Here is a 16,689-nt window from a genome sequence, read left to right as displayed (position 1 = left end):
AAATGCAGTCGTCGATGTGGCCGCGATGGCGCATTCTGTTACTGCACTACACGATTCACGGACTGTGGCCAGGTTGTGGGCACCTCCCATAGGCTAGGAAGGTCCCCCGGCACAGGGGTCTTCAACACCGGGGAGCAGCGAAGTATGAAAGTGCGGGTCCTTGCACATTCGACAGTCGGTATCGCGGCTGTTGCGGCGATGGGGGTGACCACCATCGCTTCGGACACGGATGCATCAGCAGATGTAACCGTGACACCGGCGCAAGCCTATTGTGTCCGTACCGATTACACGATCACCGTGCCGGCCGCTGATGCCGCAGTGTTGGAGACGAACCCGTCCTACAACCAAATCATCCTTGTCTCCAGCACCGAACGCACCAAGGGCTCAATGCCGTGGACCAGCGGCCAGGACTGGACAATAGATTGGATGCCCGAATATGCAGGGCAGACGACCCTCACGTTATACCCGTACAGTGCGGCGACGCTCGGCTTCGGCAGCCCATCGCTGACGTTGGGGCCGATCAATGTTGTCCGGAATCCTCCACTCGGTGCGAGCTGCAGCGCTCCTAACAGCGGAAACTGGTAGCGCGAACCCATTGCGGTGATCGCCCCTCCCTCAACCTCGGAAACCAACCAGGCCGCGAGCCCTCCTGAGCATCGCCGATGGCGGCTACTCGATCGATGAATTTGGCAACGCACCGATCGGGGAGCTGACTCTGGTGTTCAAGAGTGAGCGATATTGCCGCCGAGCGGGCGTTCGTGAACGCACCGTGTTCGCGACGAGCGTGCAGGCATGAATCGCGCTGGCCACCAAGGTCTAGTGACCGATCCGGACGCGTCGTATCGATGCGCTGATCGCAGAAGTTGGAGTTACGGTGCTGGCTATGCCTGACATGCCTATCGTGTCCCTTCGCACGCGCACCGACGACGACCTTGATGTTTTGTTCAGCATCGCTGCGGATCTGGCCACCTGGGAGGAGCGAAACCCGTCCGCACCAGGCCCGCTGACCAGGGAAAGGTTCGACGCGCGGCTCGCGCGCGCAGCCGATAGCGCTGCATCTGAGGACACGGTGAGCTTCGTGGTCGACGTCGAAGGCGTGGCCGTCGGTACCGTGTCGCTGTTCGGGTTCGACTCGTTCGCCCGCCATGCCGAGGCCGGGATCGGCTTGGTGCCCAGTGCCCGGGGCCGCGGCATAGGGACGGCTGCGATCGCCCAACTCGTCGAATTCGGGTTCGTACGCCGCAACCTCCGCCGAATTCATCTCCAGGCGATCGCCTCGAATGTCGCCGCAATTCGCGCCTACGAGAAAGCGGGGTTCGTGGTCGAAGGCCGGCAACGCCAACATGCTTGGGTCCGAGGCGCGTACGAGGACATCGTGTTGATGGGAATCCTGCGCTCGGAGCAGAACTTACGCGCTTGACCGGCACCCGTTGGTGATATCCGCTCATGCCGCGGGCCGCGCTGACCTGCGCGTCGGCCGAAGACCGACGGGCTGAACGGATCCGAGACCGGCAGCACGCCCGGTTGAGTCCGATCGCAGCGTCAGTCGTTCAGAAATGCCAGCAGTAGAGTCGGTCACCTGTGCTGATCGCGGTCGCGGCGAGCCGAGCGACCTTTTGCAGGATTTCCAGCGGGTTGTCGCAGGTCATGTTGTCTCCGTCCACCTGTCGCAACCTCGTGGTCCAGCGATGGGCTAGCTCGTCCAGATCCTTGGGGCCGGCGTGGGCGAGTGCGCGGACCAATCGATCCGGGAGAACGAACACGCCGGTGCCATCGTTGACGATCTCGGCTACCCAGATCGGCCACGGCCTCGTGTACAGCGCCTCGAGTGGTGGAAGCTCTGCGGAAGGAGCCTCGAAGTACATGTCCCACTCGACAACTGCATCATCGGGATCGAAGTCCTGGCATGCGACCGAGGGATAGTTCGTCCCTGGACCCCTCGATCGTGTCCCGGCGGCAGCCTGATCGTTGGGTGCAATGAAGAACGCGATGGTACCCATGTCAACAGCATGGCGGCCCAGCCGGTGAAGGCGCGCTTACGGCTGCGACTCGATCGTTCCGGTGAGGACGCGGCACCGGCCAGCGAACGCACTCTTCTGCCGATGTGCGTTTACGTCAAACACCATTCAGTACACGATCAAGCGATGCCTGACCGACAGGTCCCCAGTGAGGCTTGCCGCCGGGAAGGCCCCGATCTCCGTTCTGCCCCATGAGCATCAGGAACAGGCTCTTCAGAGCGGCCAGCCCGCGGGCGCGCCGGATCGCGGCCTCGTTCGCATGCGCGTACATGTCGAAGAAGCGTGCGGCTGTGCCCGCGGGGAGCAGCACCCATGCAGCGGCAAGATCCCACGCTGGATCCCCGGCGAACATGTCACCGAAATCGACAATGCCCGAGAGCGTCCCGTCCGAGACGACGACATTCGCGGGATGGAGGTCGCCGTGTACCCACACTGGTGGGCCCTCCCACTCATCGGCCGCGACGGCGGCATCCCAGACGCTCCGGACGTCGACAGCCATATCGTCGGGAACAACGGCCTGGAGAACGGTCTCGAAGCGGTCGGTGTAGTTCCCGGGATGGGCTCCGCGGTCTCTGCCGATCGGCGCATCGTCGGGTGCCGCCACATGGAGCGCCCGGAGGAAACCCGCCAGCGTGTCAGCCGAATGGGTACCGCGGGTGATCATGCTGTGGTCCAGCGGATCGCCGGGAACCCACGTCATTACGGTCCAGTGCTTGGGAAAACGCTCGGACGGTTCGCCGAACCGCACCGGGAGCGGCAGGCGCGGGGCCAGTACCGGCAGCCACCGCCGCTCCTTCAACTGAAGCTCCGGCGTTGGATCCATGCGCTGCATGCGCACAGCCAATTCGTCGCCGAGACGCCACATCTGGTTGCCCCAGCCGCCCGCCACCTCACGGATCGCCAACCCCGCAAGGTCTGGATGTTGCTCTCGCAGCAGGTCGCGGACCAGGTCCGCGCTGATCTCGATCTCGGCGTCGGTCATACGAAGTCACAGTACCGAGGCCGAGTCATTCCGTGACCGCTCGCCGGGACCGGGATCGAGAATCGTTGTGGCAAGGAGAAGTCCCGGTCAATGAGATGGTTTCCGCCCCGTGATGTCGTGAGCGGCTCCGGTCGAATGTTGATGTCCCCCAATGCTCTTCGGCCTATTGACATTTAGCGACCGATTGGTTGCAATCTGCTGTGTGAGCGAGAAGCAGCATGTGCGCCGCACCCAGGCGGAGCGCACGGCATCCACGAAGGCCGCGTTGGTGGAGGCGACGATTCAGACAATCGCCGAGATCGGCTACCACCGTGCTTCCCTCGGCGAGATCTGCACCCGGGCAGGGGTATCCAAGGGTGGGCTGTTCCGCCACTTCGACTCGCGACTCGCGCTGGTCGTCGAAGTCGCCGAAGAGGTCGGCCGCCGGCACCTTGCGGGGTTTCGCGCCCTCGGTGACGCGCCCGTCGGGGAGATGCTCGCGTTGACGCGAAGCCAGTCGCGATCGCAGATCAACGCGGTCTGGTTCGAATTGCTGATCGCCGCGCGCACGGACGCCGAGTTGCGCGAGCAGCTCACTCCGGTGGCGACCCGGCTCTACGCTGCCGTCGACGAGCTCGCGGTGGTGCCCTCATCGGGCGCGGGAGTCGACCCCGCAGTGCTGCGGTTGATGGGCACGTCGCTGGTGCACATGTTCGACGGCGAGGCCGTCCTCCGGGAAGTCCTGCCGCGCCCGGAGCTCGAGGACGCTCGTTTGCAGGCTGCGGTCGAGCTGAGCAATGCCCTTGTCGCACTTCGCCGTAACTACCCGTCCGTCGCCATCGAGCGATCCGACAAGGAGAAATAACCCATGGCTCGAGAACTCCCGCACGAAACATCCGCGGACTACATCGTGGTCGGCGGCGGCAGCGCCGGATCGGCAGTGGCACGTCGGATCGCCGATGCCGGCGCCCAGGTCCTGCTGTTGGAAGCTGGCGGCCGCAACGACTCCCAGCTCGTCCGCGTTCCGGGCATGGTCGGGGCCATGCACGGGGTCGGCGCGCTGCAGCGCAGTGTCACGTGGCAACCGCGCACCTGCCCGCAGCCGAATGCCGCCGGACGCCGGGTGTCGCAGATGCACGGGCGCGGACTGGGTGGCGGCAGCGCTGTCAACGGCATGATCTGGTCCCGCGGGCACCACAAGAACTACGACGACTGGGCAGCAGCCGGTTGCGCCGGCTGGAGTCACGCGGACGTGCTGCCGATCTTCAAGCGCATGGAGGCGTTCGAGGACGGCGCGAACGACTACCGCGGCGGCTCGGGCCCGATCGGTGTCACCCGTGCACGCAACCTCGCCGAGGTGACCGAAGCCTTCCTCGACACGCTCGCCACGACCGCGGGAGTCGCCCGCAACGCCGACTACAACGCGGCCGAACAGGAGGGGGTCTCGGTCGCTCAATGGAATGCCGCCGGCGGGCGTCGTCAGAGCTCGGCGGAGGCGTACCTGCGCGATGCGCCGCCGAACCTGCGGGTGCGCACGGGCGCGCAGGTCACGCGGATCCTGATCGACAAAGGCGCCGCCGTCGGCGTCGAGATCGCTACCAAGCGAGGCACGGAACGCCTTGTCGCGCACCAGGAAGTCATCGTGACCGCCGGTTCGTTCCGCACCGCTCAACTGCTCATGCTCTCCGGAATCGGACCGGCCGCACACCTGGCCGAACATGGGATCTCGGTACTGAGTGATCTGCCGGTGGGGGAGGGCTTGCAAGATCACGCCGTGGTCCCTGTGGTCTACAACGTCACCGAAGGTCCGGTCCTCGGTCCGGCGAAGTTCGTTGCCGCGATGGCCAGGGAGCGCATTCGGGCGAACTCGACCTTCCTGGCCGGCTCGTACATGGAGGGCATCGCTCACCTCAGGTCGGAGTTCGCCGACGCCGTTCCCGATCTGCAGTTGTTCGCGACTCCGCTCGGTCGCCGCGGCGCCGATGCCACGATCCCGGGAGTTCACCCCGATATCGACGGTGCCTGCTTCACGGTCTATCTGGTGCTGCTCTATCCGGAGAGCTCGGGCACGGTTCGGCTGGCCTCGCGCGATCCGCATGCCGCGCCCGTGATCGACCCCCGCTACCTGAGCGCATCCGCGGATCTCGACGTGCTGATGTCGGGACTGGAGATCGTCCGCGCCGCGATGGCACACCCGGGCGCCGCGTCCTACGTCCGCGCCGAAGTGGCGCCCGGCCGCGCCGGCACCTCGCCCGCGGCCGTCCGAGAGGATGCACGCCAACGCATTTCGAGCGTCTATCACCCGACCGGCACGTGCCGTATGGGCGTGGACGAGCGAGCCGTGGTCGACCCCGAATTGAAGGTGCGCGGCATCGAGCGGCTGCGCGTCGCCGACGCATCGGTGATGCCGTCCATTCCCGGCGGCAACACCAACGCGCCGTCGATGATGATCGGCGAGCGCGCCGCCCAACTGGTCCTGGAGGACGCATGACTCCCCTGTTCGAGGTTGCCGTGATCGGCGCCGGCATTTCCGGTCTCGGCACCGCGATCAAGCTGCGCGAGGCGGGGATCACCGACTTCGTGGTGCTGGAGAAGGCCGACAGTGTCGGTGGCGTGTGGCGGGACAACACCTATCCGGGGTGTGCGGTCGACATCCCCTCGATCGCCTACTCGTATTCCTTTGCGCCCCACGATGACTGGAGTCGTAAGTTCGCGCCGCAGCCGGAGATTCTGTCCTATCTGCGCGAGACCGCCGATCGCTTCCGTGTCAGCGAGCATCTGCGTCTCGGGGTCGAGGTGTTCGAGGCGAGCTGGGACGAGCCGCAGCGGTGCTGGGTGCTGGACACCAGCGGCGGCGAGATCCGTGCCCGTTCGCTCGTCGCCGCCGCTGGACCGTGGCATGAGCCGAGTCTGCCCGACATCGACGGCCTCGACTCCTTCCCGGGGCCGGTGTTCCACACCTCGCGCTGGGATCACGACGTCGATCTGACCGGACAGCGGGTGGCGATCGTCGGAACCGGAGCCTCGGCGATCCAGGTCGTGCCGAGCATCGCCGAGCAGGTCGCCGAACTCCATGTCCTGCAACGGACTCCGCAGTGGGTGGTGCCCAAGATGGAACCCGCGCCGTCCCGGATCGTGCGACGCCTGGGTGTGCATCGGCTGGGGTGGGTGCACGAATTCAACCGCCGGCGTGAGGAACTGATTCTCGAACTCACCAATATCGCGTTCAACCATCGCTGGGGGCAGGCGGCCTTCAAGTGGATCGGACGCCAGAACATCCGCGCGGCCATCGATGACCCCGCGTTGCGTGCCGCCCTCACGCCCGAGTGGTCGGTCGGCTGCAAACGGCTGTTGATGTCGAGTGACTACTACCCGGCGCTCGCGCGTCCGAACGTCTCGGTTGTCTCGACCGGCCTGACCGCCGTTCGCGGGAATACCCTTGTCGGGGAAGACAATTCCAAGACCGAGGTCGATGTCGTGATCATGGCGACCGGATTCAAGATCCTCGACATGCCGATCGCGGGCAAGGTCAAGGGCAGTGATGGACGCAGTCTGTCCGAGCACTGGGACGGCAGCCCACAGGCTTACCTCGGGACCACCGTGCCCGGCTTTCCGAACCTCTACATCCTCTTCGGGCCCAACGTATCGGCCGTCGCGTCGGGGTTCCTGATCATCGAGTCCCAGTTGCAGCAGGTGGTTCAGGCACTGACTCATCTGCGGCGCAGCGGCGCGGTATCTCTGGAAGTCCGGGCACACGTGATGCAGCAGTTCAACAACGACGTCCAAGCCGCGCTACAGAGCACTGTCTACAACTCAGGCGGATGCCGCAGCTATTACTTCGACAAGAACGGCCGCAACGGCTTCTCCTGGCCCTGGTCGGCACGTCGCCTCCGCCGCATGACTGCACGCTTCAACCCCACGGACTACATCGCGACGCGAGCGTGAGCACGTCCCCGAATGCCTCCCGTTCGTGTCGGTTCCGGCCGGATCCACTCGATCAGGAAACAGATTGTGCGCGGAGGGATCGCTGGTTCCAGCTAGCGGGTCGCTGGCCGTTGGCGAAGCGGTGCATGAACTCGGCGGTCTGTTCGTCGGCGGGGTAGACCAGTTCGAGGGTGAGGTCGGCGATCGTCGGGTTTGCGGCCGTGCCGAAGGTCGACAGGGCGCTGTGGAAGGACAGGACGCGGTCTCCGCGGCGGAGTTGCCCGGACAGCAACACCTCGCCGACCGAGGCAGGTTCGGCTGTGGCCGGTGGGCATGGATAGGACTCGCATTCGAGCAACAGTGCGGCAAGGCGCGGCGCGGGCCGGGCGGACAGCTGGGCGCGCAGGCTCTCGAGCATGGCGGCGCGGATCTGCGGCAGATTCAGCAGGCGGGTCGACAACCCTTCGGGGTGCAACACCATCCGTGCCACATTGCCACCGGTGCCGTCGTCACCGAGCAGGTGCGGCGGCAGACCTTCGGTGAAGATCTCGATGGCCGGATTGGCTCGGACGATATTGCGCATCGAGTCGGTCACCATCGCGGGAAAAGGCATGTGACTGTCGAGGAGCAGATCGACCGACTGCAGGGCTCTCGCCATCTCCGGTGCGTCCCACACGCTTTCGACATGGTCCGGGGCGTACCCGGCGGCAATCAGCAAGGTGTTCCGTTCGCGGGCCGGAACGTCGAGTTCGTGCGCCAGACGCAAGGTCATCGGCCGGCTCGGGGTGGCACGGCCGGTCTCGAGAAAGCTGATATGGCGCGTGGATACCCCGGCGGCGATCGAGAGTTCGAGCTGGGTGACCCCCTGAGCGCGCCGCCATACGCGCAACAAATCGCCGAACGAGCTGGTGGCCTTCGGCAAGCGAACTCCTCATGTGCTGTCGATATCGCCGGACGACGGTCCCCGCCCTGCGCAGCTGCGACAACACAATCCAGGTGCATGGCATTCCTCCTGCTACCACGCGGCGCCGATCGCCTCACCCGGCTGCCGGTGTCCGCGCTGCGGAATTACCTCTCAGGTAATCGATTTCCCTTCTCGACGCCCATACGCTTCGGACAGCCGAACAGCAGCGCTGCGTTCCCACCGTCGCCGACGAACTGCATTTCGGCTGGACGATCGAGGGAATTCTTGTGCTGCTCGGCCTTCCAGCCCACCGAGCACCGAACACCACACACGATCGAAAGAAGCACCACAGCATGCGCATATCCCGCGCTCCTCACACAGGCGTACCCGCTTCCTCCGAGTGGATCACCGGCGACGCCCGTATCGAAGAACTCGCCACCCCCGACGGCCCCTCACGTACCCAGGTCGACAGCGTCCACTTCACACCGGGCGCTCGCACCCGCTGGCACCATCATCCGGTCGGACAGGTGCTCGTGGTCACTGCGGGCACCGGGTTCGTACAGCGCCGTGGCGGGCAGGTCGAGACCATCCGAGCGGGCGACACCGTGCGGATCGGAGCCGGTGAATGGCATTGGCACGGTGCGATATCCACCAGCTCGATGACTCATGTGGCAATCGAAGAGCTGCCGGAAGACGGGAGAACGGCAGAATTCGCGGAGGTCGTCACCGACGCCGAATACGGCAGCGAAGAGCAGGTCGAGCCCCTACCGCAAATGAGCCGTGCGATCGTCATGGACCAGGAGTTGCCTGAGCCCCTGACCGCCCAGCGGGTCGAGATCAGACGGATCACCCTCGCGCCCGAACACGCCGCAGGTCTGCACATTCACAACGGCCCGGTCTTCGGCAATATCGAAACCGGCTCAGCCATCTATCAAATCGAGGGCCAGCCGGAGACCGTGCTCGAGCCCGGTGATACATTTTACGAGCCCGCGGGCGCACGCATATCACGCTTCGACGCACAAAACGAGGGGGTCACGTTCCTCGCGTACTTCCTGCTCGCCGACGGGGTGAATGCCGAGCTGGTCACCCCAGAGGCAGCCTGACCAGCTCGTCGATCGACAAGAATGAACAACGAGCAGCACCCTGACGGGCACGGTCGCGAGGAGAGTGGGTCTGAGGCCGTACGTACAGGAGCCACTCGGATCTCGACACGACCAGTTGAGACCCGGGCTCGTACCCACTGCAATAGCCACCCTGGTGGGTCACGGGTGATCGTCAGTTCAGGATCTCGCCACGCACAACGGTCGACAGCCGATTCCGCCAGGTCTGCAACTGTTCGGGTGTGAGGCGCGTCCAGTCGGTGATCTCGCCGACGATGCGCAGCGGGGCGCTACTGCGGTAGGACCGGGTCGGGTTACCAGGAAACTTCTTGTCGGTCACGTTCGGGTCGTTCTCGAACTCCCCGGTCGGCTCTACCGCGTACACACGCGGAATTGCGTCGCCCTCCGACAGTTCTGCGGCGATCTCCGCAGCGAGACCTGCCCCATCGACGAGAGCAGTGAAGTAGACGTGGTTCATCACGATCTCAGGCCGGTAGTTGGATGGGCGGCCCGCGGTCAGGAACTCGCCCACCCGCAAATCCGCGATCGTGCCATGGAAGAACGGTCCATCATCGAGCTTTCCAGACACGTGAATCCTCTCCTCTATTTGATGTGATGAGCGATTCTCCCGCATCATTGCGCGCCTGGGCCGAGCCGCACTCATGAGTGCGGCTCGGGCGCGAGGTGAGCTCAGATCGCGGAGGTGCCGCCGTCGACGGCCAACTCCATACCATTGACAAACGACGAGTCGTCCGAGGCGAGAAACAGTGCGACCGAGGCGATTTCCTCGGGCCGGCCCATCTTCCCCCGCGGAATCAAGGCTTCGAAACGGGCTTTGGTCTCCGCGTCGAACAACTGTTCCTGGATCGGCGTGGCGATCTGGCCCGGGCTCAGCACATTGACCCGGATCCGCCGGTCCTTCAGCTCGTACAACCACACGCGAGCGAGTGCGTGCAGCGCGGCCTTGCTCGCCGCGTACACGCTGTAGTCGGGCCAGCCCTTGACCGAGGCGATCGACCCGGTCATGAAGATCGATCCACCATCGTTGAACAGCGGCAGCGCCTTCTGCACCGTGAACAACGTGCCGCGCGTGTTCAGTCCGAAGGTGTTGTCGAAGTGCGCTTCGGTGATCTCGCCGAGCTTGGCCGCCTCCGCTGTCCCGGCACTCGCGAACAGCACGTCGATACTGCCCTTCTCCCGTGCGACCGTCTCGAACAGGCGGTCCAAGTCGCCCAGGTCGGACGCATCGCCTTGCACGCCGGTCACATTGCGCCCGATCAGCTCGACGGCCTCGTCCAGAGCGTCTTTCCGCCGGCCTGTGATGTAGACGTACGCGCCCTCCTCGACGAACAGTTTGGCGCTGGCCAGCGCCATACCGCTCGTCCCTCCCGTGATTACCGCGACCTTGCCATCGAGCTTGCCCATGATCACTCCTTCATTTCGCATCGGCCGGAAGCATCGCTTCTACCTGCATAAACCAAGCTATGTAAACAGATTGGTGTACTTAAATTAGCGGCTTGCCGACCGGCACGCAAGCTAAGTACACCGACCGTTACCCGCGCGGTAGAATCGAACGATGACCGAGTTGGAGAAGGGTCCCCGCGGCCAACGTCGAGGAAGGGGGGCGCACGAACGGATCCTCGACGCCTCACGGCGGCTGTTTCGCGAACAAGGCATCAACAACACCGGTATGGACCAGCTCTGCGCGGTCGCCCAAGTGTCGAAACGCACTGCATACCAGCACTTCACCAGCAAAGACGAGCTCGTCACCGAGTACCTGCGCCAGCTCGACCCCGACACCATGCCCGACGTGTTCGACCGCCTCGACCTCACTCCCCGTGAACGTCTGCTCGCCGCTTTCGACAAGCCACAGCAGCTACCACCGGAGGAGGTGACACCGCTGTGCCCGTTCATCGCGGCCGCCGTCGAGATCACCGACCCCCATCACCCCGCACGCCGCCGCGCCCACGACTACAAGGCTTCCGTCGCCGCCCGCTTCGCCGAAACCGCCCGCCAGGCCGGCGCCACCCACCCCGAACAACTCGGCGAACAACTGGCGCTACTCCTCGACGGCGCCTCGGCTCGCACCCGAGCACTCGACATCGAGACCCTCCCGTCCGCCGCCGCCATCGCCGCGATACTCATCGACAATGCCCTCCCTGCGGCACAACCGGAGGCGGCCGAGGACTGAGTGCAACGCTGCCGACCAGATCCGAGGTCGACAGAGCTGGCAGTGAGCGACGACGCCACTGGGCAGGCGTTCTGCGCGGCGAGATCGGCTGCGGCGCAGGGAGTACGCAATTCCCTACGAGCGGAAATTTACCAACCACCGCGTCCCTGAGGGCAGCAGCCCCAGACTGCCTGCGCCGCGTGCTCATAGCGCCCCTCCGGCAGCGCAACATGATCGAACTGATCAACACTGCAGGGCGGCACGTAATTTCGGGCATCGGGCATGTCGGGCATCCGCGGCCTACTATCGCGGTGGTGACCGAGATCGAACGTTTTCCCGTGAGCATTCCGGAACGTGACCTGAAGGACCTGCACGAGCGTCTCGACCGCGTCCGGCTTCCCGAAGCGGAGACAGTTCCCGACGGCACGCAGGGCATCGGCTTGGAACGCCTGCAGAGCCTGTTGGGCGCCTGGCGACTGCACGACTGGCGATCGGTGGAGAAGCGATGGAATGCGTTGCCGCACTTCCGTACCCGTCTGGACGGGCTGAACATCGCGTTCTGGCACGTGCGCTCGCCCGAGCCCGACGCCTTCCCGCTGATACTGACGCACGGCTGGCCCGGCTCGGTGCTGGAGTTCGAGAGCATTATCGGGCCGCTGACCGACCCGGTCGCGCACGGCGGTTCCGCCGAGGACGCCTTCGACGTGGTCGTGCCCGCCCTGCCCGGTTTCGGGTTCAGCGAGCGGCCCCAGGAACCCGGCTGGAACCCCGGCCGTACCGCACGGGCCTGGGCAGATCTCATGACCAGGCTGGGGTATGAGCACTTCGGGGCGCACGGCGGCGACTGGGGCGCATTCGTCAGCACCGAACTGGCGCGCCTGGCACCCGAGCGCGTTGCGGCACTGCATCTGACCATGCCGATCGCCTCTCCCCTCCCCGAGGACGTGACAACGGCCGACGAGGCGGAGAAAGCCATGATCGCCAAACGGACCAGATTCATGATGACCGGCCCCACCCATGTGATCGTCCAGGGCATGCTCCCGCAGACGCTCGGCTACTCCTTGCTCGACTCTCCCGCAGGGCTCGCCGCGTGGCTGAGCGAGGCGCTGGTCGCCTTTTCCGACACGCGACCCGAGGCAGGCGGTGGTGTCAGCGTCGAGCAACAGCTGGACGATATCGCCTTGTACTGGTTCACCGGCACCGGCGCTTCCACCGCTCGCTGGTACTGGGAGGCGTTGCGGTGGGGTCCGCGCACCGCAGAGGCGCAGAACGAGCAGGCGGTGACCGTGCCCACCGCCTGCACGCTGTTTCCGGGCGAACCGTTCCCGGTCGCCCAGCGCTGGGCAGCACGCCGCTACCACAACCTCATCAGCTGGAACGAGATGGAGTACGGCGGGCACTACCCGGGCTGGGAACACTCCGATGTGCTGGTCAGCGAGCTGCGAAACGCCTTCCGGCAGGCCCGAAGTCGCTAGACGGGCCCGACGACCGTGACCGTGAGATCCACTGGACGGTAGTGCTTTCCGACGTCCGCTGATGCCGCGACCCGTGCTGTCTCAAGCGGCCACTGACGAACAAGCTACGGCTCATCGGCCTGTGTGATTCTAGTGCTTCGACGGCGACGTGTGGGGTCTCCGTGAGACATCGAGATTCGGTGTCTCCTGAGGCTGGAAACGACGGTCTGGATCGTGGACAGGATCTGAACAGTGTTGTGGTGAACGTGGATTCAATGATCGGTGCGGGTCCCTGGCCGTAATCTTGTCCCATGACATATCCGGGAGTAGTGAAGGTCGGTGGCCCGGCGGACGTGCGGGAACTGACCGATGTGGCGATCTCGAAAGTGGCAGTGGGCCCGATGGACAACAACGCCTATCTACTGCGGTGCCGCGCGACCGATGAGCAACTACTGATCGATGCCGCGGCGGAAGTGAACACACTGCTCACCCTCATCGGCGACAGTGGTATCGCCTCCGTGGTGACCACCCACCGGCATCCGGACCACTGGGCCGCGTTGCGCGAGACGGTCGACGCGACAGGTGCTCGCACCTACGCCGGACGCTACGACGCCGAGGGCATCCCCGTCCCGACCGATATACCGGTGGAAGACGGCGACACCATCACCGTCGGGCGGATCGAACTGACCGCGCGGCGCCTGGTCGGCCACACCCCCGGCAGCATCGCCTTGATCTACGACGACCCGCACGGGCACACCCATGTCTTCACCGGGGACTGCTTGTTCCCCGGCGGCATCGGCAACACCCACCAAGACCCGAAAGCCTTCGCCAGCCTCCTCGCCGACGTCGAGACCAAACTTTTCGACCAGCTCCCCGACCAGACCTGGATCTACCCCGGCCACGGCGCAGACACCACCCTCGGCGCCGAACGCCCGCACCTCCAGGAGTGGCGAGAGCGCGGCTGGTGAACCCCTTCACGAATCAGGCATCGGCTGAGCATCAGCACCGACCGCCGCCGACCGGCTGACTCGACCGAGGCCCACTCCTGACCTGCAGGAGCAGGCCTTGGTTCCTCTCGTGGATTTGCCCGCCCATCAGGTCTTAAAGGACTGAATGGTCGTTACGCTGCGGGTATGACCCACACCGATGGGGAAGGCCACCCCGGTACGCACAATGCGCGGGAGAAGGCTCTGGCTTTGCCAGCCAGAGTCGTCAGGCTGCGCGGGGGCGCCCTCTTCTTGGTGATCCTCACCGTCGGCAGCGTGATCTCGATCGGTGCGGACCTGTTGTCCGGCCGCTATTCGTGGTCGATGCTCGCCAGCCTCGCCGTAGGCGTGACAGTGTGGGTTCTGGCCTGGCCGAGTGTTGTGCAAGCCTGGCGGCGCACCGATCGGCAATCTGACTCCGGCTTGCAAGAATGAGCGATTGTGCCGCGAGGCGGGCGGTCCGAGCCGGCCCCCTAGGTACCGGATAATCAAGGGGCAGAGCGCTACACAACCGCGGGGCGCAGTCCGTCGAACATGACCGTGAGGATGCGGTCACAGGCTTCGGGTGCCTCTTCGAAAGCGATGGCGATGCCGTAGGCCATGCGCAGGATGTCGCGTGTTGTGATCTCCTGGCGGATGTCGCCGGTGTCGTGTGCTGCGGCGACGAGCTGGTCCACGGCATCGCCGAGTTGCTGCTTGCTGTCGGTGAACACCTCGGGTGCTTTGATCAGTGCGTTCCGGAGCATCACCGCAAATCCGTGTTGCTGCTTTTATCCCCCGGGTAGCGGCCATCCTCGACAGCCGGTTGGCGCCACAGCACCCGCAACTCGATCCCCGCACCCCGAGTTACCCGGACATTCCCCTCGCGGGAAAGATCGTTTTCTGACCTGGGGCAACATCGGAAGTTCCGACAGCCGGCCCATTTTCTCACAGGCGGCCGGTAAGTCACCGGACGATGCCCGAGCGGAATGGTTGTGAATGCGGCTGCCGGACAGGGAATTCCGAAGGTAGGGGTGCGACTCACCCGGGGTGGGGTCGTGATACAACAGATAGCGCGGACTTCGTTGCCAGAGCGGGAGATCGAGCGTGGATATGCGAGCCTTCATCGCGGGTCTGCCCAAGGCGGAACTGCATATGCACCTCGAGGGTTCGATCGAACCGGACCTGATGTTCGAATTGGCCGGCCGCAACGGCGTGGAGCTGCCCTGGCCCTCGCCGCGAGATCTGCAGGCGGCCTACGACTTCCGTAACCTCCAGTCCTTCCTGGACTTGTACTACCAAGGCTGCCGGGTGCTCGTCGGCGAGCCCGATTTCTACGACATGACCATGGCGTATCTGCGGCGAGCACACGCCGACAATGTGGTGCACGCCGAGGTGTTCCTCGGCCCGCAGACCTTCCTCGACCACGGAGTCGAGATCGCCACGATCATGAACCCGGTCCTGGCCGCACTCGAAGACGGTCACCACCAGTGGGGCATGACCGCCGGCCTCGTGGTCTCCGCGCAACGCCACCGCAGTGAAGCGGACGCGTTCGCACTGCTGAAAGCGGTATCGCCGTGGACGGACCGCATTCTCGGTTTCGGAATTGGAGGCGCCGAGGTCGGCAACCCGCCAGGCAAATTCGCCCGATTCTTCGCCGAATGCGGTCGCCTCGGCCTGCATCGCACCGCACACGCGGGCGAGGAAGGCCCCGCCTCCTACGTCCGTGACGCGGTGGAGCTGCTCGAGGTCGATCGGATCGATCACGGCGTGGCGTGCCTGGAAGACCCGCAACTGGTCGCCGACCTGGTCGCCCGGCAGGTGCCATTGACCGTCTGCCCGCTGTCGAATCTCAAACTGGCAGTGGTGCCGTCACTGGTCGAGCACCCCCTGCCGGACATGCTGGCCGCCGGGCTGCAGGTGAGCGTCAATTCCGACGACCCGTCCTACTTCGGCGGCTACATCAACGAGAACCTCTGGCGCTGCCACACCGACATGGGATTGTCGAAGAACGATCTGGTCGTCTTGGCGCGCAACAGTTTCCGGTCCTCATTCCTACCCCCGGACCGCACCCGCCACTGGATCGACGCTGTCGATGCCTACGCCACCGCCCACCCAGCACCCAGCCTCCGGACATTCCAGACGCCGCCGTAGGGTTTTCGCGTTCGGGTGCGAATTCAGCAGTGCGGCTACGAGTCCGGTGAAGTTCGATCTGCAGATCTATTCGACCAATTCCAGCCTCGCCGACGCACGACACTATTGGTCACCTACCGGCGCCAACCCGTGGATCACCCCCACGCGCGTCGGCGGACGGGAGGGATTCACCATCGGCCGGGGCAGTTCCTGCTCGACCTACCTCGCGACGAAGACAGGCACGGTCGAGATACGCCGAAACGCCTTGACGCCCACACCGACTGATTCCTGCTGGGACATTCAGCACCTGGCCGACGCCATCGAGCCCACGATCGGGGCCGACAACTGACTGCCGAGGCGAGTGTTGCCGGTTCGGTGCGCGCCTCGGTGGTGTATTCCGGTCACACCGGTCCGGCAATACTGAGCTCCATCCGTTCGGAATTCGAGCTTCTTGCTGTCGTGCCTCATCCGTCGGCGAGGCGTTGGATGGTGGCGCTGAGCCAGACCTGGAGATCAGCGGGGTTGCCGAGTTCGGAACGCAGGATCCGGCGGCGGGTCGAGACGCCGAGCACGAATGCGTCGATCGCGGCGGCGCGGCTGCGAGCTTCCGCATCGTCGAGGCCGCTGTCGCGCAGGTACTGGCGCAGCGGCTCCAGTGAGTTCGTGTCGAGGAAGGCCGCCAGTGCCTCCGCTGCCTCCGGGCGTTCGCCGGACGCGCGTTGCAGCAGAAGCAGTGGATCCTCCCCTGGTTCACCGAACCAGCGTGCGACGATGTTCGCCGCCAGGCGTGAACCGAGCGTGGAACGGTACCCGTCGAAGGAGTTCGAGACCGCGATCTCCACCTGGGTTGCTGCCAGGAAAAGGCCGTCCTTGCCGCCGAAATAGCGGGTGATGAGGTTGGGCGATACCCCGGCTGCGTCGGCTATGCCTTTGACCGTGATCGCGGTGTATCCGTGCTGGGCGAACTGGCGTTGCGCGTGTTCCAGGATTCGTTGTCTGGTGGCGGCTGCGTCACGCAAAGTCATGTGTACGAGCATACACATGATGTGTACGCTGATAC

General features: G+C 65.0%; 18 protein-coding genes and 1 pseudogene. 12 read left to right on the top strand and 7 right to left on the bottom strand.

The window, feature by feature from the left end; all coding sequences use genetic code 11:
• Positions 1-144: 144 nt before the first annotated feature.
• Together ACH438_RS42725 and ACH438_RS42720 are read left to right on the top strand one after the other, a co-directional pair.
• Positions 145-585 (top strand): hypothetical protein, encoded by a 441-nt coding sequence (locus ACH438_RS42725; protein WP_397016336.1) that lies wholly within the window; start codon positions 145-147, stop codon positions 583-585.
• A gap of 298 nt (positions 586-883) precedes the next feature.
• Positions 884-1,420 carry a GNAT family N-acetyltransferase gene (locus ACH438_RS42720; RefSeq protein ID WP_397016433.1) on the top strand — a complete coding sequence of 179 codons (537 nt, stop codon included), beginning with the start codon at positions 884-886 and terminating at the stop codon, positions 1,418-1,420.
• A 130-nt stretch (positions 1,421-1,550) separates the two neighbouring features.
• On the opposite strand, the gene ACH438_RS42715 is transcribed toward ACH438_RS42720, so the two are convergent.
• Together ACH438_RS42715 and ACH438_RS42710 are read right to left on the bottom strand one after the other, a co-directional pair.
• A complete protein-coding gene (locus tag ACH438_RS42715; RefSeq protein ID WP_397016334.1) occupies positions 1,551-2,000 on the bottom strand; it encodes a hypothetical protein in 450 nt (149 codons plus the stop codon).
• Positions 2,001-2,115: 115 nt separating this feature from the next.
• Positions 2,116-3,000, bottom strand: a complete 885-nt coding sequence (locus ACH438_RS42710) for an aminoglycoside phosphotransferase family protein (protein ID WP_397016332.1) — start codon at positions 2,998-3,000, stop codon at positions 2,116-2,118.
• A 202-nt stretch (positions 3,001-3,202) separates the two neighbouring features.
• On the opposite strand from ACH438_RS42710, the gene ACH438_RS42705 reads away from it, so the two are divergent.
• The 3 genes from ACH438_RS42705 to ACH438_RS42695 are packed head-to-tail and all read left to right on the top strand — an operon-like array spanning position 3,203 to position 6,924.
• Entirely contained in the window at positions 3,203-3,844 is a 642-nt protein-coding gene (locus ACH438_RS42705; protein ID WP_397016330.1) for a TetR/AcrR family transcriptional regulator, read from the top strand.
• Between the two features lie 3 nt (positions 3,845-3,847).
• Complete coding sequence (locus ACH438_RS42700) at positions 3,848-5,470, top strand: GMC family oxidoreductase (protein WP_397016328.1); 1,623 nt, start codon at positions 3,848-3,850, stop codon at positions 5,468-5,470.
• A complete protein-coding gene (locus ACH438_RS42695) occupies positions 5,467-6,924 on the top strand; it encodes a flavin-containing monooxygenase (RefSeq protein WP_397016326.1) in 1,458 nt (485 codons plus the stop codon). Before ACH438_RS42700 ends, ACH438_RS42695 begins: the two co-directional genes overlap by 4 nt.
• A gap of 52 nt (positions 6,925-6,976) precedes the next feature.
• Here ACH438_RS42695 and ACH438_RS42690 read toward each other — a convergent pair whose 3' ends face one another.
• Entirely contained in the window at positions 6,977-7,825 is an 849-nt protein-coding gene (locus ACH438_RS42690; RefSeq protein WP_397016324.1) for a helix-turn-helix domain-containing protein, read from the bottom strand.
• Positions 7,826-8,094: 269 nt separating this feature from the next.
• Between ACH438_RS42690 and ACH438_RS42685 the strand changes: the two genes are divergently transcribed.
• The gene (locus ACH438_RS42685; RefSeq protein WP_397016322.1) at positions 8,095-8,910 is read left to right on the top strand and encodes a cupin domain-containing protein; all 816 of its coding nucleotides are present in this window, start codon (positions 8,095-8,097) and stop codon (positions 8,908-8,910) included.
• A 172-nt stretch (positions 8,911-9,082) separates the two neighbouring features.
• Here the strand turns inward: ACH438_RS42685 and arr are convergent, their stop codons facing one another.
• Together arr and ACH438_RS42675 are read right to left on the bottom strand one after the other, a co-directional pair.
• Positions 9,083-9,496 (bottom strand): NAD(+)--rifampin ADP-ribosyltransferase, encoded by a 414-nt coding sequence (gene arr / locus ACH438_RS42680; RefSeq protein ID WP_397016320.1) that lies wholly within the window; start codon positions 9,494-9,496, stop codon positions 9,083-9,085.
• A 101-nt stretch (positions 9,497-9,597) separates the two neighbouring features.
• Entirely contained in the window at positions 9,598-10,332 is a 735-nt protein-coding gene (locus tag ACH438_RS42675; protein WP_397016318.1) for an SDR family NAD(P)-dependent oxidoreductase, read from the bottom strand.
• Positions 10,333-10,483: 151 nt separating this feature from the next.
• Between ACH438_RS42675 and ACH438_RS42670 the strand changes: the two genes are divergently transcribed.
• The 4 genes from ACH438_RS42670 (at position 10,484) to ACH438_RS42655 (ending at position 13,952) form a co-directional block, all read left to right on the top strand.
• On the top strand, positions 10,484-11,098 hold the full coding sequence (locus ACH438_RS42670) for a TetR/AcrR family transcriptional regulator (RefSeq protein WP_397016316.1): 615 nt from the start codon (positions 10,484-10,486) through the stop codon (positions 11,096-11,098).
• Between the two features lie 293 nt (positions 11,099-11,391).
• Positions 11,392-12,552 carry an epoxide hydrolase family protein gene (locus tag ACH438_RS42665; RefSeq protein WP_397016314.1) on the top strand — a complete coding sequence of 387 codons (1,161 nt, stop codon included), beginning with the start codon at positions 11,392-11,394 and terminating at the stop codon, positions 12,550-12,552.
• A gap of 290 nt (positions 12,553-12,842) precedes the next feature.
• Positions 12,843-13,499, top strand: a complete 657-nt coding sequence (locus tag ACH438_RS42660) for an MBL fold metallo-hydrolase (protein WP_397016312.1) — start codon at positions 12,843-12,845, stop codon at positions 13,497-13,499.
• 165 nt (positions 13,500-13,664) lie between these two features.
• Positions 13,665-13,952, top strand: coding sequence for a hypothetical protein (locus tag ACH438_RS42655; protein WP_397016310.1), 288 nt, complete (start codon positions 13,665-13,667; stop codon positions 13,950-13,952).
• 68 nt (positions 13,953-14,020) lie between these two features.
• On the opposite strand, the pseudogene ACH438_RS42650 reads toward ACH438_RS42655, so the two are convergent.
• Positions 14,021-14,269, bottom strand: a pseudogene (locus ACH438_RS42650) (hypothetical protein); the annotation flags it as partial.
• Between the two features lie 340 nt (positions 14,270-14,609).
• On the opposite strand from ACH438_RS42650, the gene ACH438_RS42645 reads away from it, so the two are divergent.
• Positions 14,610-15,650 (top strand): adenosine deaminase, encoded by a 1,041-nt coding sequence (locus ACH438_RS42645; protein WP_397016431.1) that lies wholly within the window; start codon positions 14,610-14,612, stop codon positions 15,648-15,650.
• 46 nt (positions 15,651-15,696) lie between these two features.
• The gene (locus ACH438_RS42640; RefSeq protein WP_397016308.1) at positions 15,697-15,978 is read left to right on the top strand and encodes a hypothetical protein; all 282 of its coding nucleotides are present in this window, start codon (positions 15,697-15,699) and stop codon (positions 15,976-15,978) included.
• Positions 15,979-16,093: 115 nt separating this feature from the next.
• Here the strand turns inward: ACH438_RS42640 and ACH438_RS42635 are convergent, their stop codons facing one another.
• Entirely contained in the window at positions 16,094-16,654 is a 561-nt protein-coding gene (locus ACH438_RS42635) for a TetR/AcrR family transcriptional regulator (RefSeq protein WP_397016306.1), read from the bottom strand.
• Positions 16,655-16,689 lie beyond the last annotated feature (35 nt).

The organism is Nocardia sp. NPDC020380 (assembly GCF_044386975.1).
Taxonomy (GTDB): domain Bacteria; phylum Actinomycetota; class Actinomycetes; order Mycobacteriales; family Mycobacteriaceae; genus Nocardia.
Note: the sequence above shows the minus strand (reverse complement) of the source record. Positions and strands in the feature narration are given on the sequence as shown.